Here is a 15,000-nt window from a genome sequence, read left to right on the forward strand (position 1 = left end):
TTACGCGGAGGAGGATGTCAACGCTGTGGATTGGTGCTACGAACCAGTTTTCTCCTTCGTCAGATAATCACTCGTCCCAGAAGGCTTCGATCCGGTCATCAAGATTGGTGAGGACGGTTGCGAGTACGTCACGCCAGTCTTTGGAATAGGCGGCATCCTCACCGGAAGTCGACGCATCTGGGGGCGGATGGAAGTGATCGCGGGTGTTATGATCATTCGGGTGCCGATCCCATCGGCATTCCCACGAGTTCCCGGTTTGGTATTGCTCCGAATAGTGGATGCTGAAGTCGTCGGTCTCGAACCAGCGGATCCGCAGGTACGCACGCGTGATCCCGCCTGGGAAGTATCCGAGGTCGTAGTTGGCGATGACAGCGTTCGGGGCATACGGCGGTTGCGTCTCGATGTTATCGAATCGATCGCTCTGGGCAAGGTGGGCAGCGATCCGGTCGAGGATTTCTGTATCGATGGGACCGCGACTGGGCGGGTCAGCCGTGTCCTCAGGCATCGACTGGACCGGGCTTGCTACCAGTGACTGGATTGTTTCGGCGTGCTGCGTCGAGGAGTGCGGCTCGTTGTTCGAGTGTCTCCCACTCGGAGAGCGCTTCCCATGCTGCTTCGGTGGACAGATTTTGCGCTTGGGTTGCGTCGACGAGTGAGACTTCGTCCGGGTGTTCTGCCTCGAACTGTGTTCTGTAGTCCTCGATCTGTTTGAGCGCATCACCGAGTGCGTTGACAATCTCCTGCTCGGAGTGTTCTTCGCGGATCCGGTCGATGCGTCGCCACTGAAAGTACGCGTCCTTGCGTTCGTACCGGACTGGACGGCCATCGTGCCGCTGAACCATCCCCATCTCGTCGAACCACTCCAAGTAATCCCGAGCTGTTTCGGTGTCACAGTCGGCGCGCTCAGCGATCGTCGATACCTTCGTCGGCGTGCGAAGCCCGACGACAATATCCAGAAGTCGCTCTCGGATCGGCCCGCGCTTGAGGAGCGAGTCGGGGGATTCCTGCTCGTTGAGAGCAGGCGGTGACTCCCCGCCGTCGTATGCGTCGTCGGGGATGTCTGTGAGGTCCATGTGTGAGAGGCTCCGTACGGTGGTCTACCGGTTGTAGCGATATATATCTATGGTGCGCTGAATTATTTCTGTTTTAGTCCTGCTGGTATTGATTCTGTACGGGTGCGTATACGTCGACGAAAGGGTCGCGTAGTGCGTTGAGGTGGTCGTGGATCGTCCCTGCTGTGGTGAGTGGAATGGCATGAGGTCATGAATCACTTCCCGACTCTCGCTGTTCGTGAAGATCTCGTAGGTAGGCGATCGCTGCGACACCAACGTCAATCCCCCAAGCATAGTCATCCTCACCGAAGGCAGCAGTACCCGCCATGCGATGAGTATAGCCGTCGACGAGGGTGAAACGGATACAGTTCACTACGTCGTCTTCCCCGAATTGCTCGACAGCGTCGCTGATATACTGGTCGAAATGACCATCTGGATGTTCGGTGGATCGCGGATCAGCGGCGCGTTCCAATGCCAGATCAATAACCGCATCGACTGACGGAGCCGATGGATCTCCCGTGTTTTCTCGAATCCGGTACCCCTCGTCGGAATACATATTGCCGCGTACGAATTCCAAATGCTAAAACCCCAACCAGTCCTTGGTCAGAGAGTAGGCACCATACTCGACACGTCAAACCTGAAGCGTGGCGCGCTACTGTAACACCACGCCTGCCGAGCTACTCGCCCGCAGACGCTGCTGGGAGCCGGTACAACTCCCGCCGCTTAGTGTCCTCCAAGATGCGCGTGACCGTGCGCGGCGAACACCCAATCCGATCCGCTGCCTGCCGCCGCGACAACCCGTCATCAGCGATGACTTCGAGGAGCGTCTCACGCACCTCACCGTAGTCGCCACTGGGGACGAGGTCACCGCCAACGACCTCACACCCGGTCGGGACGCGACCCGACCAGTCGCGCCGGAGGTAATCGGGCGGAGTTGCATCTTGGGTGTTGAGCGACGCGGTCGAGATTTCACCCAGCAGGGTAGTGACGGCGGCGGAGTCGATCGATTCACCAGGAGTGAGCACGACGTCAGACTGGAGGGCAGTCACGGCCGCCCCGGCGTCAAGGAGCGCATCGAGCCACGACGACAACGACGCGACAGTATCGCAGCAGGCGAGCCAGTCTGTCATCACGACCTTTTTTCGCCCGTTCAAATCTTGTACCTTCTGGAGCAACGTAGAGCGTATCTCATCGGGATTAGTCCCACACACGATCCAATATGGAGGATCTCGCAGTACCTGCGATCCAGTCGGAAGGAATTTTTTCACAACGCTGGTGTCTCCTGAGCCATCATAATCGACTCCAGCTAACTCAGTCGCACGTCCGAGCGCGTCGATGAGGGAGGCGGGGTCGTCGGTCCCCACAGCTATACAGTCCGTCCCGTCCGATCCCGAACCACCACTGCCACCGCAGAAGTTGTCAATCGTTACGTGATCAGCAGCCACCTCGTCTGGGTTTCTGGAGGGCATGTGTCATGTTATTGACTGTGGTAGCATAAGCTTTTGCGGGGGATTGCGGGGGGCGCAGAAACCCCCGCAAAACTCACATCCTACCCCCGCAGAAGGCCCCTGAAAAGGCTGCCGACGGGGCGCAGAAACCACCGCAAAAGGAGTCGGCCGCGGGTCGAGTCGGACGAGACAGTATCCCAAGCTGCTAAGCGACTATAAAGCTCGGGGGAGCAATCTGCGGGCGTAATCTGTCTCTCCCCGAGTTCTATTGTCCCCTCGAATTTCCGCAGATGTGTGTTACTATAGATTGGTGAGAGGGATTTACCCCGCGGGAGTGAGTGGGTGGCTGGGAAGGCGGATGATGGCTCATGCGCCGCTCGGCTTTTTATGTCTTCCTCTTGTCATAGGCATACTGGTGTTCACACCACGCCCGGGGCGACGCCGCCCGCGGGCGGCTGGGGAGGCGGGCAGGTCAGGACTCGTCCCCACCTCTCTTTAAGCCGACGCGGCAGCGCGGGGCAGACACGGGCGTTGCGCTCACACGCCGGGCAGGCTCAAGGAAGCTGGTGTGAACGTACACACCAACCCCAGTGGCAACGCTCGGCAGGCAAGCAGACCAACTGGACAATCGACCACGGGAACATCAAGAAACGAAGAAGCAACCAGCTGCCCTCAACGGGCGCGCCCCACCGACCACCACGGCGGGCGGCGCGTCGAGAAGGTGAGAACCAGGGGCTGGCGGTACAGAGAAATCGTTTCATACACAGCACGGGTCACAGCACTGGCGCGCACCGGGGTATTGAAATCGAGGCGGTTCTCTCAGACAACGTGACTAATGATGTGGCCGATCCGAGTGATCACATCAGTAATCTCATTTCCTTGGCGTGCTCTTTGCCGTAGTTCATCGAACGCGTTTGAGAGAATCGTAACGGTCTCATCAGGAAGGTCAGTTGGGTCTATGACTGGCACGCGTTCGAGGTTACGGGGTTCGATTTTTTCGAAGCCGCCGTCGAGGGTCCGTTGGTGTTGGCGGACCAACTCGTGGAAGACATCACTGTTGAGGTAGGCGAGTAGTGCTTTGAGTTCGCGGCTAGAGAGGGCGATGTCGTAGAAGCCGTAGCAAGCGTTCGTGTTGCGGACGGAAGCCTCGTTCAGCATAAATCTGAACCCGTCCCGACCTGCGCTTTGGACCAGTACCTCCGCCGGTGGCTTCCAACGGGGACGGTACCAGTACTGTCGTGTTTGGAGTGTTTTGATCTCGGCGAGGCCGTGTTCGGTGACTCCTTCATGGAGGTAGTTTATCAGGTCGGTGTTAGGTTCGTCGACGTCGACAGGAACGGTCGCGCAGTCGACGCGTGTTTGTTCGGCGAATTCGGTGACTGTGTCGGGGATGGCTTCGATCTCGTCCGGGTCTAATAACCAGACGTCCTTCCCGTCGGCCCGGGCAGCCTGCCAGTCGGTTTCTTTGTAGTCGTACCCATGGATGTGGCTTGGGCGGCGGACGATTTTCGTTAAGTGTCTTTCGCTGAGGCCGGTAGCTGCTACGTCCGGTTCACTGAGGCAGAAAAATTCGACGTTACCGGTCGTCGGTCCGCGGGAGACCGTAAGGAGATCGCCAAGCGGTGAAAGATCACTCTTGTCGATGTCGACGGGGTTGAATTGAGCTTCCCAGTTCTCACTCGGTTCGAGATTTTCTTGCTTGACGGTGGTGGCGAAACCCCAGTCACCGGCGCTCGTCTCGGCACCACTGATGAGGTTCCGAACGGGTTGCCAGTCACGGTCACCGGACGTGGTTTCGAGTTTGGACAGGTCGTCAACGCGGATGAACCGGACGTTGGTGTCTGGATCTGGGTCACTAGACGCTTCGAGGAACGTAATCAGGCCGGTAGTTGCTGGGCCGTCGAAGGCGCTGATCGTTTCTGGGTTGAGCTGGATCAGCGCTTTGATTTCGAATTCGTTGAGGAGGAACTGCTTGAGCGTGCGGCCGTAGGTAGTGGCGAGCCAAGCTTGAGGAGTGATCGTCGCCATTCGGCCCCCCTCTGTGAGGAACCGTCGAGAACGGTAGAGGAAGTACGCGTACAGTGGTGTTTTCGCGGGGATGTCGTAGCCGGTCTCTTGTTCTGCTATTCTACGGTACGAGTGTTTGTCAGGCGTCTCAAGCGTTTGGCTGTCGGTGTAGGGGGGGTTTGCGATGACGGCGTCAGCATCACGAGGGAGTTCATCGGATGGTAGGTGGAGGAAGTCGGTTGCGCGTGTATCGTGTGACTGCCCGGAGATGGTGAGCGCAGTCGCCCCCATTATTCGAGCAAGTGGGCTTCGATCAATCCCAACCGCATGGTCAGGGTCAGTTGTGAGCGACCAATCCGGGTGGTATGGTGTGGAAAGCGCGCCTGCCCCGATTCCCGGGTCGAGAACAGTTTCAGCCCCGCAACTCGCCCATGAACGCATGAGATCGCTGATCGCGGGGAGTGTTCGGTACTGGCCGAGTGAGCGCCGGTGAGGACTCGAAACGAGTGTTTCGTAGATGTGCGCGATCGTTTCCGCAGGCTGTGTGGTTGCGAGTAAGTCGTGGCGATGGACAGAGATATCGTCGGCGACATCTGCGTCTGCTCGCCCGACAATTTCATCGAGGACAGTTTTTGTGAACGCAGCGTCTCCGGTCTCTTCTCGTGCGCGCCGAAGTGCTGTTGGGATGTCGTCTGGGAGAGCTGGGAGTCTGCCTCGTTGGTGATAGTACTCGTAGAGCGTGGTTTTCAATAAGAGTTGGAACGCGGACTGTTTCCCGATTAGGTGACGAGTCTCGTCGTTGATCCGGTCGATGCCGTGTAGATCGAGCCAATGAGAGATCTGTTCGGGGAGTGGTTCAGCCATGAGGGTCCGCGCTGCTGGTTCGATCTTTTCAGCGGCGTTTTCGAGTGTCTCAGCGATTTGGTCCGTATCGATGGATTGCTCACGGAGTTCGTCCAGGCTAGAACGGTTGTTCGAGTGTTTCTCAGGGATTGGAGACCGTATCGGTGTTCCAGCAGCAGTGTCCTGAGTGGTTGGGTGTTCTGCGGTATCTCGTGTGGGAGGGTAGATGGTATCGTTCCTGCTTCCATGTTTGAGATTCATTTCGGGCATCGGAGTGTCCCGGCATCATGACCCGGTTAAATAAGAACCCTCGGCGTCTGGAGGGCGGGACAAGCGCATCGAGCCCAGTAGACACGAGGCGCGGACAGACAAGACGGGACGTCGATTCACAGCACGACTATATCGCGGTGTACCGCGGGGTCCGCTTCGACGGCTGTTCGATCGAAGAGGTTCTTCCTCGCGTCAGTACAACGAATCGTTTGGAATCGGTAGCGGGAACGCCGACAGCTCGTTCGGGCGTATCGCGTCGGGACGATCAATTCGGGGGTGATTGAATTCAGGGTTGAGATCGACCAGATGCGTCTAGGGATCGGCAGCAAATAAAATAGTATCAGTTGTGTCTCTGCTTTTCAGGAAATCGTTGTATCTCACATTCTCGACGCCTAGTGTTTTCTGACCTCTACACAATCTAGTATCTATGTGTCTTTCAACTTGTCTCGCTTCACTCCACAGAATGCTGTATAGCCGCACTAATTCAGTAACTTCTCGATGCTTTCCGTGACCGTGGTTGCGGCGGCCCCAACGTCTGAAACCCGGACGTACTCTCTGTCACTATGCGCGACCGGTCCGTCTGTATCGCTCAACTCGCCCGGCCCGAACACAACTGTCGGTGCATGCGGCGCAAAGTAGGACGCTTCCGTCGCCGCCCCGAACGCACGAACTTCCCCACCACTCATCTCCACCAGCGTCCGAACAAGCTCTGTATCCTGGTTCGCTAAGAACGCTTCCGGGTCCGGACTTTCCGGATACGCCGGTTCCACCGCAACCTCGTACCCGTCAGGAATCTCTCGTTGCAAGTACCGCCTCAGCGCGGCGAAAAACCCGTCACTGGTTTCTGGCGGCACACTTCGTCTGTCGAAACTCACTGTACATTCCGCCGGAATTTGATTCAACGGCCCGCCCCCATCGATCCGCGTCGGCGACAACACTGGCGCACCAAGCAGTTGGTGGTCATCCGGGCTACATTCTTCGTCAAATCGTGCTAACGCCTCAACCAGCGGTCCGACCGCGTTGATACTATTCTGCCCGCTCTCCGGGTCGCTTGCGTGCGCACTTTGCCCGATTAGCGTGACATGCCCGCCGAACGACCCACGAGCAGCAACACATACATCCAACCCAGTCGGTTCACCCACAATCACACCATCAGGTGAGAGTGTCTCCGCAAGGTGTTCCCCGCCAAACTGCGATGTCTCCTCATCCGGCGACACCGCCAGCGTCAGTTTCCCCCGATCTAGTGACGCCGCACAAAACGCATCTATGAAGGCAGCCATCGGTCCTTTCGCATCACAACTCCCCCGCCCCCGAACCACGTTACCATCCCGCTCGTACGGAATGTGCGGCGGCACCGTATCTAAATGCGTATTCAGTACCAAATGTGGGCCAGCAGACTCACCGCTGCGCGTCACAACAACACATCCAACCGTATCCACCTCGGGTTCGTATCCCGCGTCGGACAACGTATCCACCAGTAACGACCGCATCTCACCGACGTCCTGATGCGATGGCGTCGCAATCGCCTCTCGATGAAACCGTTCTAAATCTACCATCACGTTGTGTTCACACCTGTTGAGTCCACATTACGTGTTCAAGAATCGCTGATTCACGCAGCACATTGATTGCGATTAGTGAGATTCAGTTTCGTCCGTCTCAAGTCGTCCATGTCGTGCATCAATCTCATCGAGCATATCCAGCGTTTTGCGGATCGACGTGCGGATCGCATCGCTTCGATTGACGAACTTCCCCTCGTCACCAACATGCGCGTCGAGATCGTCGAGCAGTTCCTGTGGAATTTCCACGCTCACTTTCGGCATACGCTCGTATTCTCACAGGAATATCATTAGCGTGTCGCCCACTCACACCACGGGTAGCACCTCATTAGAAACCCGATGTTATTGTACACGTCGCGCTGTGGGCACTACTTAGGAGAACTGTGGGCGTTTAGCGTACGCAATCGGATCGCGTGACCCGGCATTCCGGAATGCTTCGAGCCGAAACGCACAGGCATCACACGTTCCGCACGCCGGCTCCTCGTCACGGTAACACGACCACGTGATATTGTACGGCACGTCGAGTTCCAACCCGCGCTCCGCAATCTCCGTTTTCGACCACTCGACGAACGGCGCTTTCAATTCAATCGTGGTCTCCGGTTTTGTCCCGACATCGATCACTTGCTGAAACGCCTCAAAGAGCGCCGGGCGACAGTCAGGATATCCGGAGAAGTCTTCTGAGTGCGCGCCGATGAATAGCGCCTCTGAGTCAGTCGCTTCTGCGTACGACGTTGCCATCGACAGCAGATTCGAATTCCGGAACGGGACGTATGATGTCGGGATCTCGTCGCTCTCTAAGTCCGCATCGGCCACGTCCATTTCTTCGTCCGTCAGGCTCGACGCCCCAATCTGTGCGAGATGCCCAGTTTCGATATGGAGGAAGTCAGCCGCGTCAACCTCCTCAGCAAGCGCTTTCGCGCACTCGTACTCTTTGTCTTCGGTGCGTTGCCCGTACGACGTGTGAAGCAGGTACGGCTCGTACCCGCGTTCCATCGCCTCGTACACTGCCGTCGCACTATCCATTCCACCTGACGCCAAAATCACCGCGCTTTCAGTACTCATGTTTGCTCAGTTACGTCGAATTGATTGCTGCTCTGTTGACCACGCCGTACTTGCGGAACCACACGATCTCGATTGGGCTGTCTCAGTACAATGCTCATGTTCCTGGGGCGTCATTCCACAGGTCTACGTGGAGTCGAGGGGTGTACCGATAGCCGTACTCCATCGCTAACTCGGCGACCTCGCTTCGCGTCCCATCAAGTTGCTCTCGCGTCATCCCCTCCGGCATCAACAACACGTCATCATCCGCCACTGTCGTCGCCGACGCTTCTCGTACCCGATCAACCAGGTCCGTGATCTCCGGGAGATCCGACTCGTCGGTCACGACAAACTTCAGCTGCGTCTCGTACTCGTCAACCATCCGGGAGAGCGCGTCCATGTCGATCCGATTCTGCTCGTGTTTCTCTTCCCACTCCCCGTCGCCTTTCGGGTCACGCTCCGGCGTTGGTGTGCTACTCGCCAGCTTCGGGCTGATACTCGCCAGGTCGATCGGTGCATCCCGGTAAATCGTCCCGTTCGTCTCCACCGTCGTATGATACCCCTCAGCAGCCAGTCGCTCTAAGAGCTCAACGGACTCCTCGTGAATCATCGGTTCCCCACCCGTGAGTACAACATGATTGGCCTGCTCGTGCGACCGAATTTCTTCGACAAGCGAATCGACATCGCGCCACGCCCCGGTCGGCTCCCACGACGTATGATACGAATCACAGAACCAACACCGCAGATTACACCCAGAGGTCCGCACAAACACCGAGGGCACGCCAGCAAGCGTTCCCTCACCCTGCAACGAGTAGAACACCTCGTTAATCGGGAGGCCCTCACCAGCCGCGTCAGCATCCGGTGTAGGCTCTTCGATGTCGCTAGCAACCGGCATCAGTACGACGCACAGAGCTCCCCAGTTTCACGCACTGACACCGACACGTCCGATACAGTGTCCGGGAACACATCGAGCATCCGTTCTTCAAGTAAGACACTCATCACCTCCGCTGTTGGTGGATGATCAAGAACGACGAGCGCGTCACCATCACCAGATTCCTCGAACGCGTCAACGAGCGGATCGCCCTCTTCGACAAGGAACATGTGATCCCACGCATCAATAATATCCGTCACAACACCTTTATCAACGACCCACCCCTCATCAGTGAGTTCCCCAGTCACTTCGACCGAGATCTCGTAGTTGTGCCCGTGCGGCCGCGAACACTTCCCATCATGATGTAAAATTCGATGCCCCGAGCTAATTCGGATAGGGTTATCTGCTCCAATCTGAAGTGTGCGTTGGCCTGTTTTCTCAAGCACATCCGCTTCAGATTTTTCAGTCGGTATACTCCGGGCCATATCTAGAGAATATTCGGAGAATATATAAAGATTGACTCTTGTTACTACATCGATGGAACGCCAGCACCATGCCCACTCACGGCCAACGCAAAACCACCGGAACACCAGCGGGTCAACAGTAGCCACCCAGAGCAATCCACTGCCATCCCTCACACACGTCTGTATAATCACGAGCGGTGGTGATCAGTGGTGAAAAGTGAGGATACTCGCGCGATCTTCACAGCCATCTTCGCCGGATCGGTCGTCCTCGCAAACATCCTCGCAGCCAAACTCACCTGGGTCGAACTCCCCGGCATCGGCGGCGTAGCAGTCCCCGCCGGCTTCGTCGCCTTCGGCCTCGCCTACCTCGCCTCAGACCTCCTCGTCGAATACCATGGCAAAGACTACGCCGCAACCGTCATCAATGGCACCGTCCTCACACTCGTCCTCGCATACGCACTCATCTTCCTCGCCATCTGGATGCCAACCGCCCCATTCTACGAAGGACAAGAAGCATTCGTTACAACGCTTGGCGACTCCGCATCCATCATCCTCGCCTCCGTCGTCGCCCTCGCACTCGCCCAACACCTCGACGTACGACTCTTCGCCAACCTCAAAGACCGCACCGGTGGTCGCTACCGGTGGCTCCGAAACTGCGGATCAACCGCCGTCAGCCAAGGCGCAGACACGGTCGTTTTTATTACGCTCGGCTTCGCCATCTTCCCCGCACTCGGCCTCGGTGGCGACCCTACGTGGGGGTGGGCGCTTGTGTCCATCGTCGCAGGACAGTACATTGTGAAACTGGTTGTAGCACTGATCGATACGCTCCCCTTCTACGCCGTCACAGAATTCGTCGAGCGACCCGCGTAGCTATAACCTAACCGGATATCTGAGCATTTGGTCTTGTTGAAGTCCCTTCTTCGGACAAGTTTTTACCTGAAACAGCCGATGGACGAGAGCTGCTTATGGACCGATGAAAATTCAAACAGCTCCAACAGATGTTCCAAGAATCATCAAACTATAGGGCACAAACAAGGTACCTCACAAATATGATTTAGAGCGCATTGTCAGCTCAATATGGATTTCAACCGCCTCCCCTATGTAGGCCAGTATCTTTGAGTCTTTCCGGGTCTGCAAAGGGGTTTTTACCTGATTTCCGTTCACCTCGCCCATCATTTTTGACCTCTTTCCCGATCGAGGCGGTGATACCAGACGATTCCCGGTTTTCCTGATTCTCAGTTTTTTCCTCCTTGTCGCAATTCTTTATATGATTCTCGTAATGCCGTTTGGTTGGCAACACTTCACCACAGTCATCACACTCATAATCTGTATCATCTTCAGGACACATGACGACATGTGTGTCTAATTTCGCTTGGTTCTCAAAGTTCTCCCCACAATGTTTACATTTGTGCTGACTCCGATCTCTCTTCGGACCTTGCTCCTCTTTGCCTTCCCCAGGTGGCCACTCACCATTGCATTCACTGCGATGGCTTTGGAACTTGGAGTCAGATTGGAATATCGTTTCGCAGTGTGGGCATATATTCATTATACTCAGACAACATGTGCGCACTAACTAATAATTTTACACGCCTTTGTTGAGATCCCTCGTTGTGACTGTCCTCAGTGTTTCTGTTGAATAGAGAGCGTGGACTGAGCGATTGAAGGTGTGATACTACCATCTGCTGAGGATTTCAACAAAACCTGCTCATCCTAACGTGATTGTAAGGTAATCCCCGAGGTCCGATTCGGCCAATTTCTCACGTTCTTCGGCGGAAAGCGAGGCGAGGTGAACGCTTTCGGATCCAAGTATCGACTCGACCACGTCTTCGATACCCTCGTCAGCGAGCGGTTCGATGATGGCGGACCTGGCGTCTTCGTATATACCTCTCATATCGATTCCGAACGAGCGACACTCTTCGAGTTGAGCTCCGAAATCAGAGGTTTCCTCGACGCTCACCGCCTCTCGCCAGTTCCATTCTGCTAAGAGAGAGTGTAATCCCTCAAGCGAATCGTGGTTATACACATCTATTCTCTCGTTGATTTTCACCATCGCGTTTACCTGGTTCTCGTACGAAACGAGCATCTTGTTCAAGGTCTGTTCAACGGCGCTCCGGGCCGATTTAGCTTTTTGTTCTAACTGATCGATTCCATCCTCCAGCGCATCGTATTCGTTTTCTCCGGCATGTCTCCGGGCTTCTCTCACCTTTTGAACCAACTCCGGATCTACCTCCACTTCTTGTTCAAACAACTCTTCCATAATCGCAGCTTGTAGTTTGATATCCCGGAGGTCATCGGCGACGTCTTCTAACCGTGATTCCAGGGATCGGCGTCGATACCGTTCCTGAACTCGCTTGAGATTGGCCGTGAGCGTTTGCTCCGTTGTTTCGTTACTCATAGTACTGGCTCACCTCTTGAAACGTCGGTGCGAAACGCTCTTGTCCGCTCTCGGAACTATCGGTCATCAGCTCGTCCAGATAGTCGGTCACCGAGTGGTTGTCCAATTTGAACTCCGCAAACCTTCGGTGAACTCGGTCTTGATCAGAGTGATCGAACGCTCCGATCAGACGGGCTCCTGCGACGACATCTTCTAGATCTTCCTGGCTGACCGCGTCTACGAATCCATCGAGCGTTTCTCTCAGTGCGCTTGGTATCTCGTCCCCATAGGACTGCACAAGTGTTCCGTGAATATCCTCGACTTCCGACATCGAGACGTTCTGTAACTGTGAAAGAACGCGCGCCTCATCGACGTCAACGCGACGGTTGACAACGTCGTCTTCCATCGTATTATGTAGCTTGTACATCCTGAGAGCAATCTCATAGAGTTTCGATTCATCAGCCGTGGAGAACCGAACACGGTTGTCGATGTTTTCAATGTAGGGTCTCCTGGCTAAGTTGGCCAGAACATCGTAGGGGGAATGGCGGTTCAGATGTCGTCTCACAGCAGGTACGTCGAGCGCGTTTTGCGTGACTCCTAGACGTGATCCGAGGATATTTTCCACATACTCCGCGGTTTCCATCGCGTCGGTGAATCGTCTTCGGGTGTCGTCTGGATAGATGGACAACGCCTGATTCAGGGTTTGGTCTATCTCGAAGTTTTCGGAGCTTCGATACCGTTCGTTCAGCGTCTCGGCCGTTATCTCTCTCCAAGGGTCGTCCAACACGACCAACCACGCGTAGGTCGCAACGACGAAATCATCGAACTCGAAGTTCCGTTTCTGTGCTGCCTTGCGATAGAGCACCTCGTCGCTGGAGACGAACTCGGCGACGAGTTTCGAGCGCCACTCTTCGGCGAGGCCGGCAAAGTGTGTCGCGTGCCCTTCCTGTCTCAGAAACTCTTTGGCACTGCGGGGTGAAGACTCCTCCACCTGTTGGATACCAAATCGGAACAGGTTCCGGAGTGTCGAGGCGCGGAATTCATCGAGGTCGAGCACGATCTGATACGGTTCCGGCGCGGCGCTGCTCTTACGATACACGAACGGTCGCCTCTTCCCGACGTAGTAATTGAGACCCGTGCCCGTCCAGAGGGTGTACCCGTCGGTGAGGAATTCCAGTAGCGACTTGATCCCCGATTCCATGTACTTCCGGACCTCTGCGTAATCGCCGCTTTCCGGTTCTTTGCGCCAGTCCTCAATCTGGCGTCGATGCTCGCCGTATATCTCTTCCACCACCGACACCGGCTCTCTTTCAGGTTCGTTGGGTCCATCGGAATCGTCGGAATCATCGCTCTCATCGGAATCGTCTTCCACCGGCTTCGTAACAGGGCGTGAGACGTCTCCCGCTGCGGGTACGTAGACGGACATTTCATCGTACCAAACGCCATCGGAGGCGACTCCTTCAGTCTCCTCGCTTAACTTCGGTATTCCCTCCATGTCGAACGCTTCGGCGAACGCCCTCGGTGCCCGGTAGTACTCCCGCCCATCGCGTTCAACTTCTTGGCCATACCACTGAGCGAACCGCGCGAGCGTCTCGCTGCGTTCGAGAACATCGTCCGCAACGAGTGTATCCGGAGAGTTAACTTCGTTCCGGAGGGCCTGAGCATCGGACGGTACGGACGTCGGCCCGTATGTGAACTCTTCGAGGATGTCACTCACGATGGTCACAATCGACCTTGGACGACGGTCATCCTCGTTCAGCCCCGGATTGTAGAGTCGTTCGATGAACGTCTCGTTGAACGGAAAGAAGTCGCGGAAATCGTTCGAGCACACCCTGCATTCACCACAGACAGATCCCTCAGGCGGATCGATCAGTTCCTTCTTGTCCCCCTTTGAGTTCCGGTATCGAATACTGTCGTCTCGGGATTTCGGATATGCCAAGTATGGACGGACGAAGTCCGCGACGCTGTCCTCCGTGAGAAACTCCACCTGCTTCGATCCGGGCCTGTTGGTCTGATAGAACTTGAAACGGTCCTGAGACGTCTGTCGCTTGAGTTCGCGGGTGTAGTCGGTCGTGCCCGCGATGATGAAGTCCCAGTTGTCCTTATCGTTGTCTCGCTCCATGTAATTCCGCAGCTTCTCGGCCTGGACGGCCGCGATGGAGAAGTCCTCGAAAACACAGACCGGCCGCGTATCGAACGCCTGGCCGACCTGCTTCAACAGGCTGTTCAGTGGGGGAGAGTCGTAGTTGTCGAGGAGTGCGGACCAGAACTTGTCGTTCAAGAGCTCGTACGGTTCCTTCTCTGGGTCGGGCTCAGCCTCCGCGAAGACCTCAAGATGTTCTTCGTGACCGCTCGTATAGTCCTGTTTCGTGACGAACCGGAATCCCTCTCGCTCGTCCTCGACGTCACCGTCGTCTTGGTGTCGTCGCTCGACGAGTTCGTTTAATTTCTCAAGGATGAAGTCCTCGACTGCGTTCTTCTGTTCCTTGTCGAGTTCGATGAGGTCGTAGTCGGCTTCGAGCAGTTTCAGTCCGTTGCTGACGACGACGCCCGCCGCGATCTCCGGGTTCGATTCGAGTTCGCGCGCCAGCTCCTCCAAGTTCCCGGATACTTCCAGCGGCTCACCGATTTCGCGCTCGTAGAACTCTGGGACGGTCTCCGTGAGCATCGTCAGGAGGTCGGAGTCCTTGTCGACGCGGAGGACTGGACGGTCGTGATCGGTCCGTAGCGCGTGAGTGAGATACGCGCAGAGCTCGGATTTCCCGGTCCCGACGGGGCCCTCTATGACAACGGTGAAGTTGTTGAGAGCATCGGGATCGAACTCGTCGATGATGTCGTCCTCTTGGACGGGCCTCGGATCCGCGGAGTTCTCTCCGAAACTCTGCTCGAACACCGTGATTGGGTGGTGTGTGAACTCGAAGATATCGGGATATTCCCCGCTATCTTCCGCTCCGCTCGCACGCAGTGCCGCGACCCTACTGAACAACCGGTTGAATCGCGTCTTGTCGAGTACACCGAGGTGCGGACAGGATCCCACTTCTGAGTCGTCAATCTCCAAGTTGGATTCGGTGCTCACG

Annotated in this window: 14 protein-coding genes; 1 reads left to right on the forward strand and 13 read right to left on the reverse strand. The window is 56.2% G+C overall.

What is annotated here, in order from left to right; translation table 11 throughout:
- Positions 1 to 67: 67 nt before the first annotated feature.
- The 10 genes from ACFQEU_RS00420 to ACFQEU_RS00465 all read right to left on the reverse strand — a co-directional run bounded on the left by ACFQEU_RS00420 (position 68) and on the right by ACFQEU_RS00465 (position 9,570).
- Positions 68 to 505 carry a toxin-antitoxin system TumE family protein gene (locus ACFQEU_RS00420; RefSeq protein ID WP_379778144.1) on the reverse strand — a complete coding sequence of 146 codons (438 nt, stop codon included), beginning with the start codon at positions 503 to 505 and terminating at the stop codon, positions 68 to 70.
- On the reverse strand, positions 498 to 1,073 hold the full coding sequence (locus tag ACFQEU_RS00425) for a DUF7342 family protein (protein WP_379778146.1): 576 nt from the start codon (positions 1,071 to 1,073) through the stop codon (positions 498 to 500). The genes ACFQEU_RS00420 and ACFQEU_RS00425 overlap by 8 nt, the downstream gene beginning before the upstream one ends.
- 187 nt (positions 1,074 to 1,260) lie before the next feature.
- Positions 1,261 to 1,608 carry a hypothetical protein gene (locus tag ACFQEU_RS00430; protein WP_209486054.1) on the reverse strand — a complete coding sequence of 116 codons (348 nt, stop codon included), beginning with the start codon at positions 1,606 to 1,608 and terminating at the stop codon, positions 1,261 to 1,263.
- A gap of 121 nt (positions 1,609 to 1,729) precedes the next feature.
- Complete coding sequence (locus tag ACFQEU_RS00435) at positions 1,730 to 2,182, reverse strand: helix-turn-helix domain-containing protein (RefSeq protein WP_379778148.1); 453 nt, start codon at positions 2,180 to 2,182, stop codon at positions 1,730 to 1,732.
- Positions 2,183 to 3,319: 1,137 nt separating this feature from the next.
- Complete coding sequence (locus tag ACFQEU_RS00440; protein WP_379778150.1) at positions 3,320 to 5,620, reverse strand: Eco57I restriction-modification methylase domain-containing protein; 2,301 nt, start codon at positions 5,618 to 5,620, stop codon at positions 3,320 to 3,322.
- 479 nt (positions 5,621 to 6,099) lie between these two features.
- Positions 6,100 to 7,179, reverse strand: coding sequence for a M20 family metallopeptidase (locus tag ACFQEU_RS00445; protein WP_379778152.1), 1,080 nt, complete (start codon positions 7,177 to 7,179; stop codon positions 6,100 to 6,102).
- Positions 7,180 to 7,251: 72 nt separating this feature from the next.
- Positions 7,252 to 7,440: a ribbon-helix-helix domain-containing protein gene (locus tag ACFQEU_RS00450; RefSeq protein WP_379778154.1), complete on the reverse strand. Its 189-nt coding sequence runs from the start codon at positions 7,438 to 7,440 to the stop codon at positions 7,252 to 7,254.
- A gap of 108 nt (positions 7,441 to 7,548) precedes the next feature.
- A complete protein-coding gene (gene queC / locus ACFQEU_RS00455) occupies positions 7,549 to 8,238 on the reverse strand; it encodes a 7-cyano-7-deazaguanine synthase QueC (RefSeq protein WP_379778156.1) in 690 nt (229 codons plus the stop codon).
- Between the two features lie 94 nt (positions 8,239 to 8,332).
- On the reverse strand, positions 8,333 to 9,109 hold the full coding sequence (locus tag ACFQEU_RS00460; RefSeq protein WP_379778158.1) for a 7-carboxy-7-deazaguanine synthase QueE: 777 nt from the start codon (positions 9,107 to 9,109) through the stop codon (positions 8,333 to 8,335).
- Positions 9,109 to 9,570, reverse strand: a complete 462-nt coding sequence (locus ACFQEU_RS00465) for a 6-pyruvoyl trahydropterin synthase family protein (RefSeq protein WP_379778160.1) — start codon at positions 9,568 to 9,570, stop codon at positions 9,109 to 9,111. The genes ACFQEU_RS00460 and ACFQEU_RS00465 overlap by 1 nt, the downstream gene beginning before the upstream one ends.
- Positions 9,571 to 9,759: 189 nt before the next feature.
- On the opposite strand from ACFQEU_RS00465, the gene ACFQEU_RS00470 reads away from it, so the two are divergent.
- Positions 9,760 to 10,419, forward strand: a complete 660-nt coding sequence (locus tag ACFQEU_RS00470; RefSeq protein WP_379778201.1) for a queuosine precursor transporter — start codon at positions 9,760 to 9,762, stop codon at positions 10,417 to 10,419.
- A gap of 214 nt (positions 10,420 to 10,633) precedes the next feature.
- Here ACFQEU_RS00470 and ACFQEU_RS00475 read toward each other — a convergent pair whose 3' ends face one another.
- The 3 genes from ACFQEU_RS00475 to ACFQEU_RS00485 all read right to left on the reverse strand — a co-directional run bounded on the left by ACFQEU_RS00475 (position 10,634) and on the right by ACFQEU_RS00485 (position 14,999).
- Positions 10,634 to 10,897 (reverse strand): hypothetical protein, encoded by a 264-nt coding sequence (locus tag ACFQEU_RS00475; RefSeq protein WP_379778162.1) that lies wholly within the window; start codon positions 10,895 to 10,897, stop codon positions 10,634 to 10,636.
- A gap of 357 nt (positions 10,898 to 11,254) precedes the next feature.
- Complete coding sequence (locus tag ACFQEU_RS00480) at positions 11,255 to 11,944, reverse strand: hypothetical protein (protein WP_379778164.1); 690 nt, start codon at positions 11,942 to 11,944, stop codon at positions 11,255 to 11,257.
- Positions 11,937 to 14,999: a P-loop NTPase family protein gene (locus tag ACFQEU_RS00485; RefSeq protein WP_379778166.1), complete on the reverse strand. Its 3,063-nt coding sequence runs from the start codon at positions 14,997 to 14,999 to the stop codon at positions 11,937 to 11,939. Before ACFQEU_RS00485 ends, ACFQEU_RS00480 begins: the two co-directional genes overlap by 8 nt.
- Position 15,000 lies beyond the last annotated feature (1 nt).

Source organism: Halorubrum tibetense (assembly GCF_042661865.1).
In the GTDB taxonomy this organism is placed as follows: Archaea; Halobacteriota; Halobacteria; order Halobacteriales; family Haloferacaceae; genus Halorubrum; species Halorubrum tibetense.

What these genes read in the sequence shown, in the direction of transcription:
- ACFQEU_RS00420 (WP_379778144.1), bottom strand. Translation starts at nt 505, where the DNA reads ATGCCTGAGGACACGGCTGACCCGCCCAGTCGCGGTCCCATCGATACA.
- ACFQEU_RS00425 (WP_379778146.1), bottom strand. Translation starts at nt 1,073, where the DNA reads ATGGACCTCACAGACATCCCCGACGACGCATACGACGGCGGGGAGTCA.
- ACFQEU_RS00430 (WP_209486054.1), bottom strand. Translation starts at nt 1,608, where the DNA reads ATGTATTCCGACGAGGGGTACCGGATTCGAGAAAACACGGGAGATCCA.
- ACFQEU_RS00435 (WP_379778148.1), bottom strand. Translation starts at nt 2,182, where the DNA reads ATGACAGACTGGCTCGCCTGCTGCGATACTGTCGCGTCGTTGTCGTCG.
- ACFQEU_RS00440 (WP_379778150.1), bottom strand. Translation starts at nt 5,620, where the DNA reads ATGCCCGAAATGAATCTCAAACATGGAAGCAGGAACGATACCATCTAC.
- ACFQEU_RS00450 (WP_379778154.1), bottom strand. Translation starts at nt 7,440, where the DNA reads ATGCCGAAAGTGAGCGTGGAAATTCCACAGGAACTGCTCGACGATCTC.
- queC (WP_379778156.1), bottom strand. Translation starts at nt 8,238, where the DNA reads ATGAGTACTGAAAGCGCGGTGATTTTGGCGTCAGGTGGAATGGATAGT.
- ACFQEU_RS00460 (WP_379778158.1), bottom strand. Translation starts at nt 9,109, where the DNA reads ATGCCGGTTGCTAGCGACATCGAAGAGCCTACACCGGATGCTGACGCG.
- ACFQEU_RS00465 (WP_379778160.1), bottom strand. Translation starts at nt 9,570, where the DNA reads ATGGCCCGGAGTATACCGACTGAAAAATCTGAAGCGGATGTGCTTGAG.
- ACFQEU_RS00475 (WP_379778162.1), bottom strand. Translation starts at nt 10,897, where the DNA reads ATGTGTCCTGAAGATGATACAGATTATGAGTGTGATGACTGTGGTGAA.
- ACFQEU_RS00480 (WP_379778164.1), bottom strand. Translation starts at nt 11,944, where the DNA reads ATGAGTAACGAAACAACGGAGCAAACGCTCACGGCCAATCTCAAGCGA.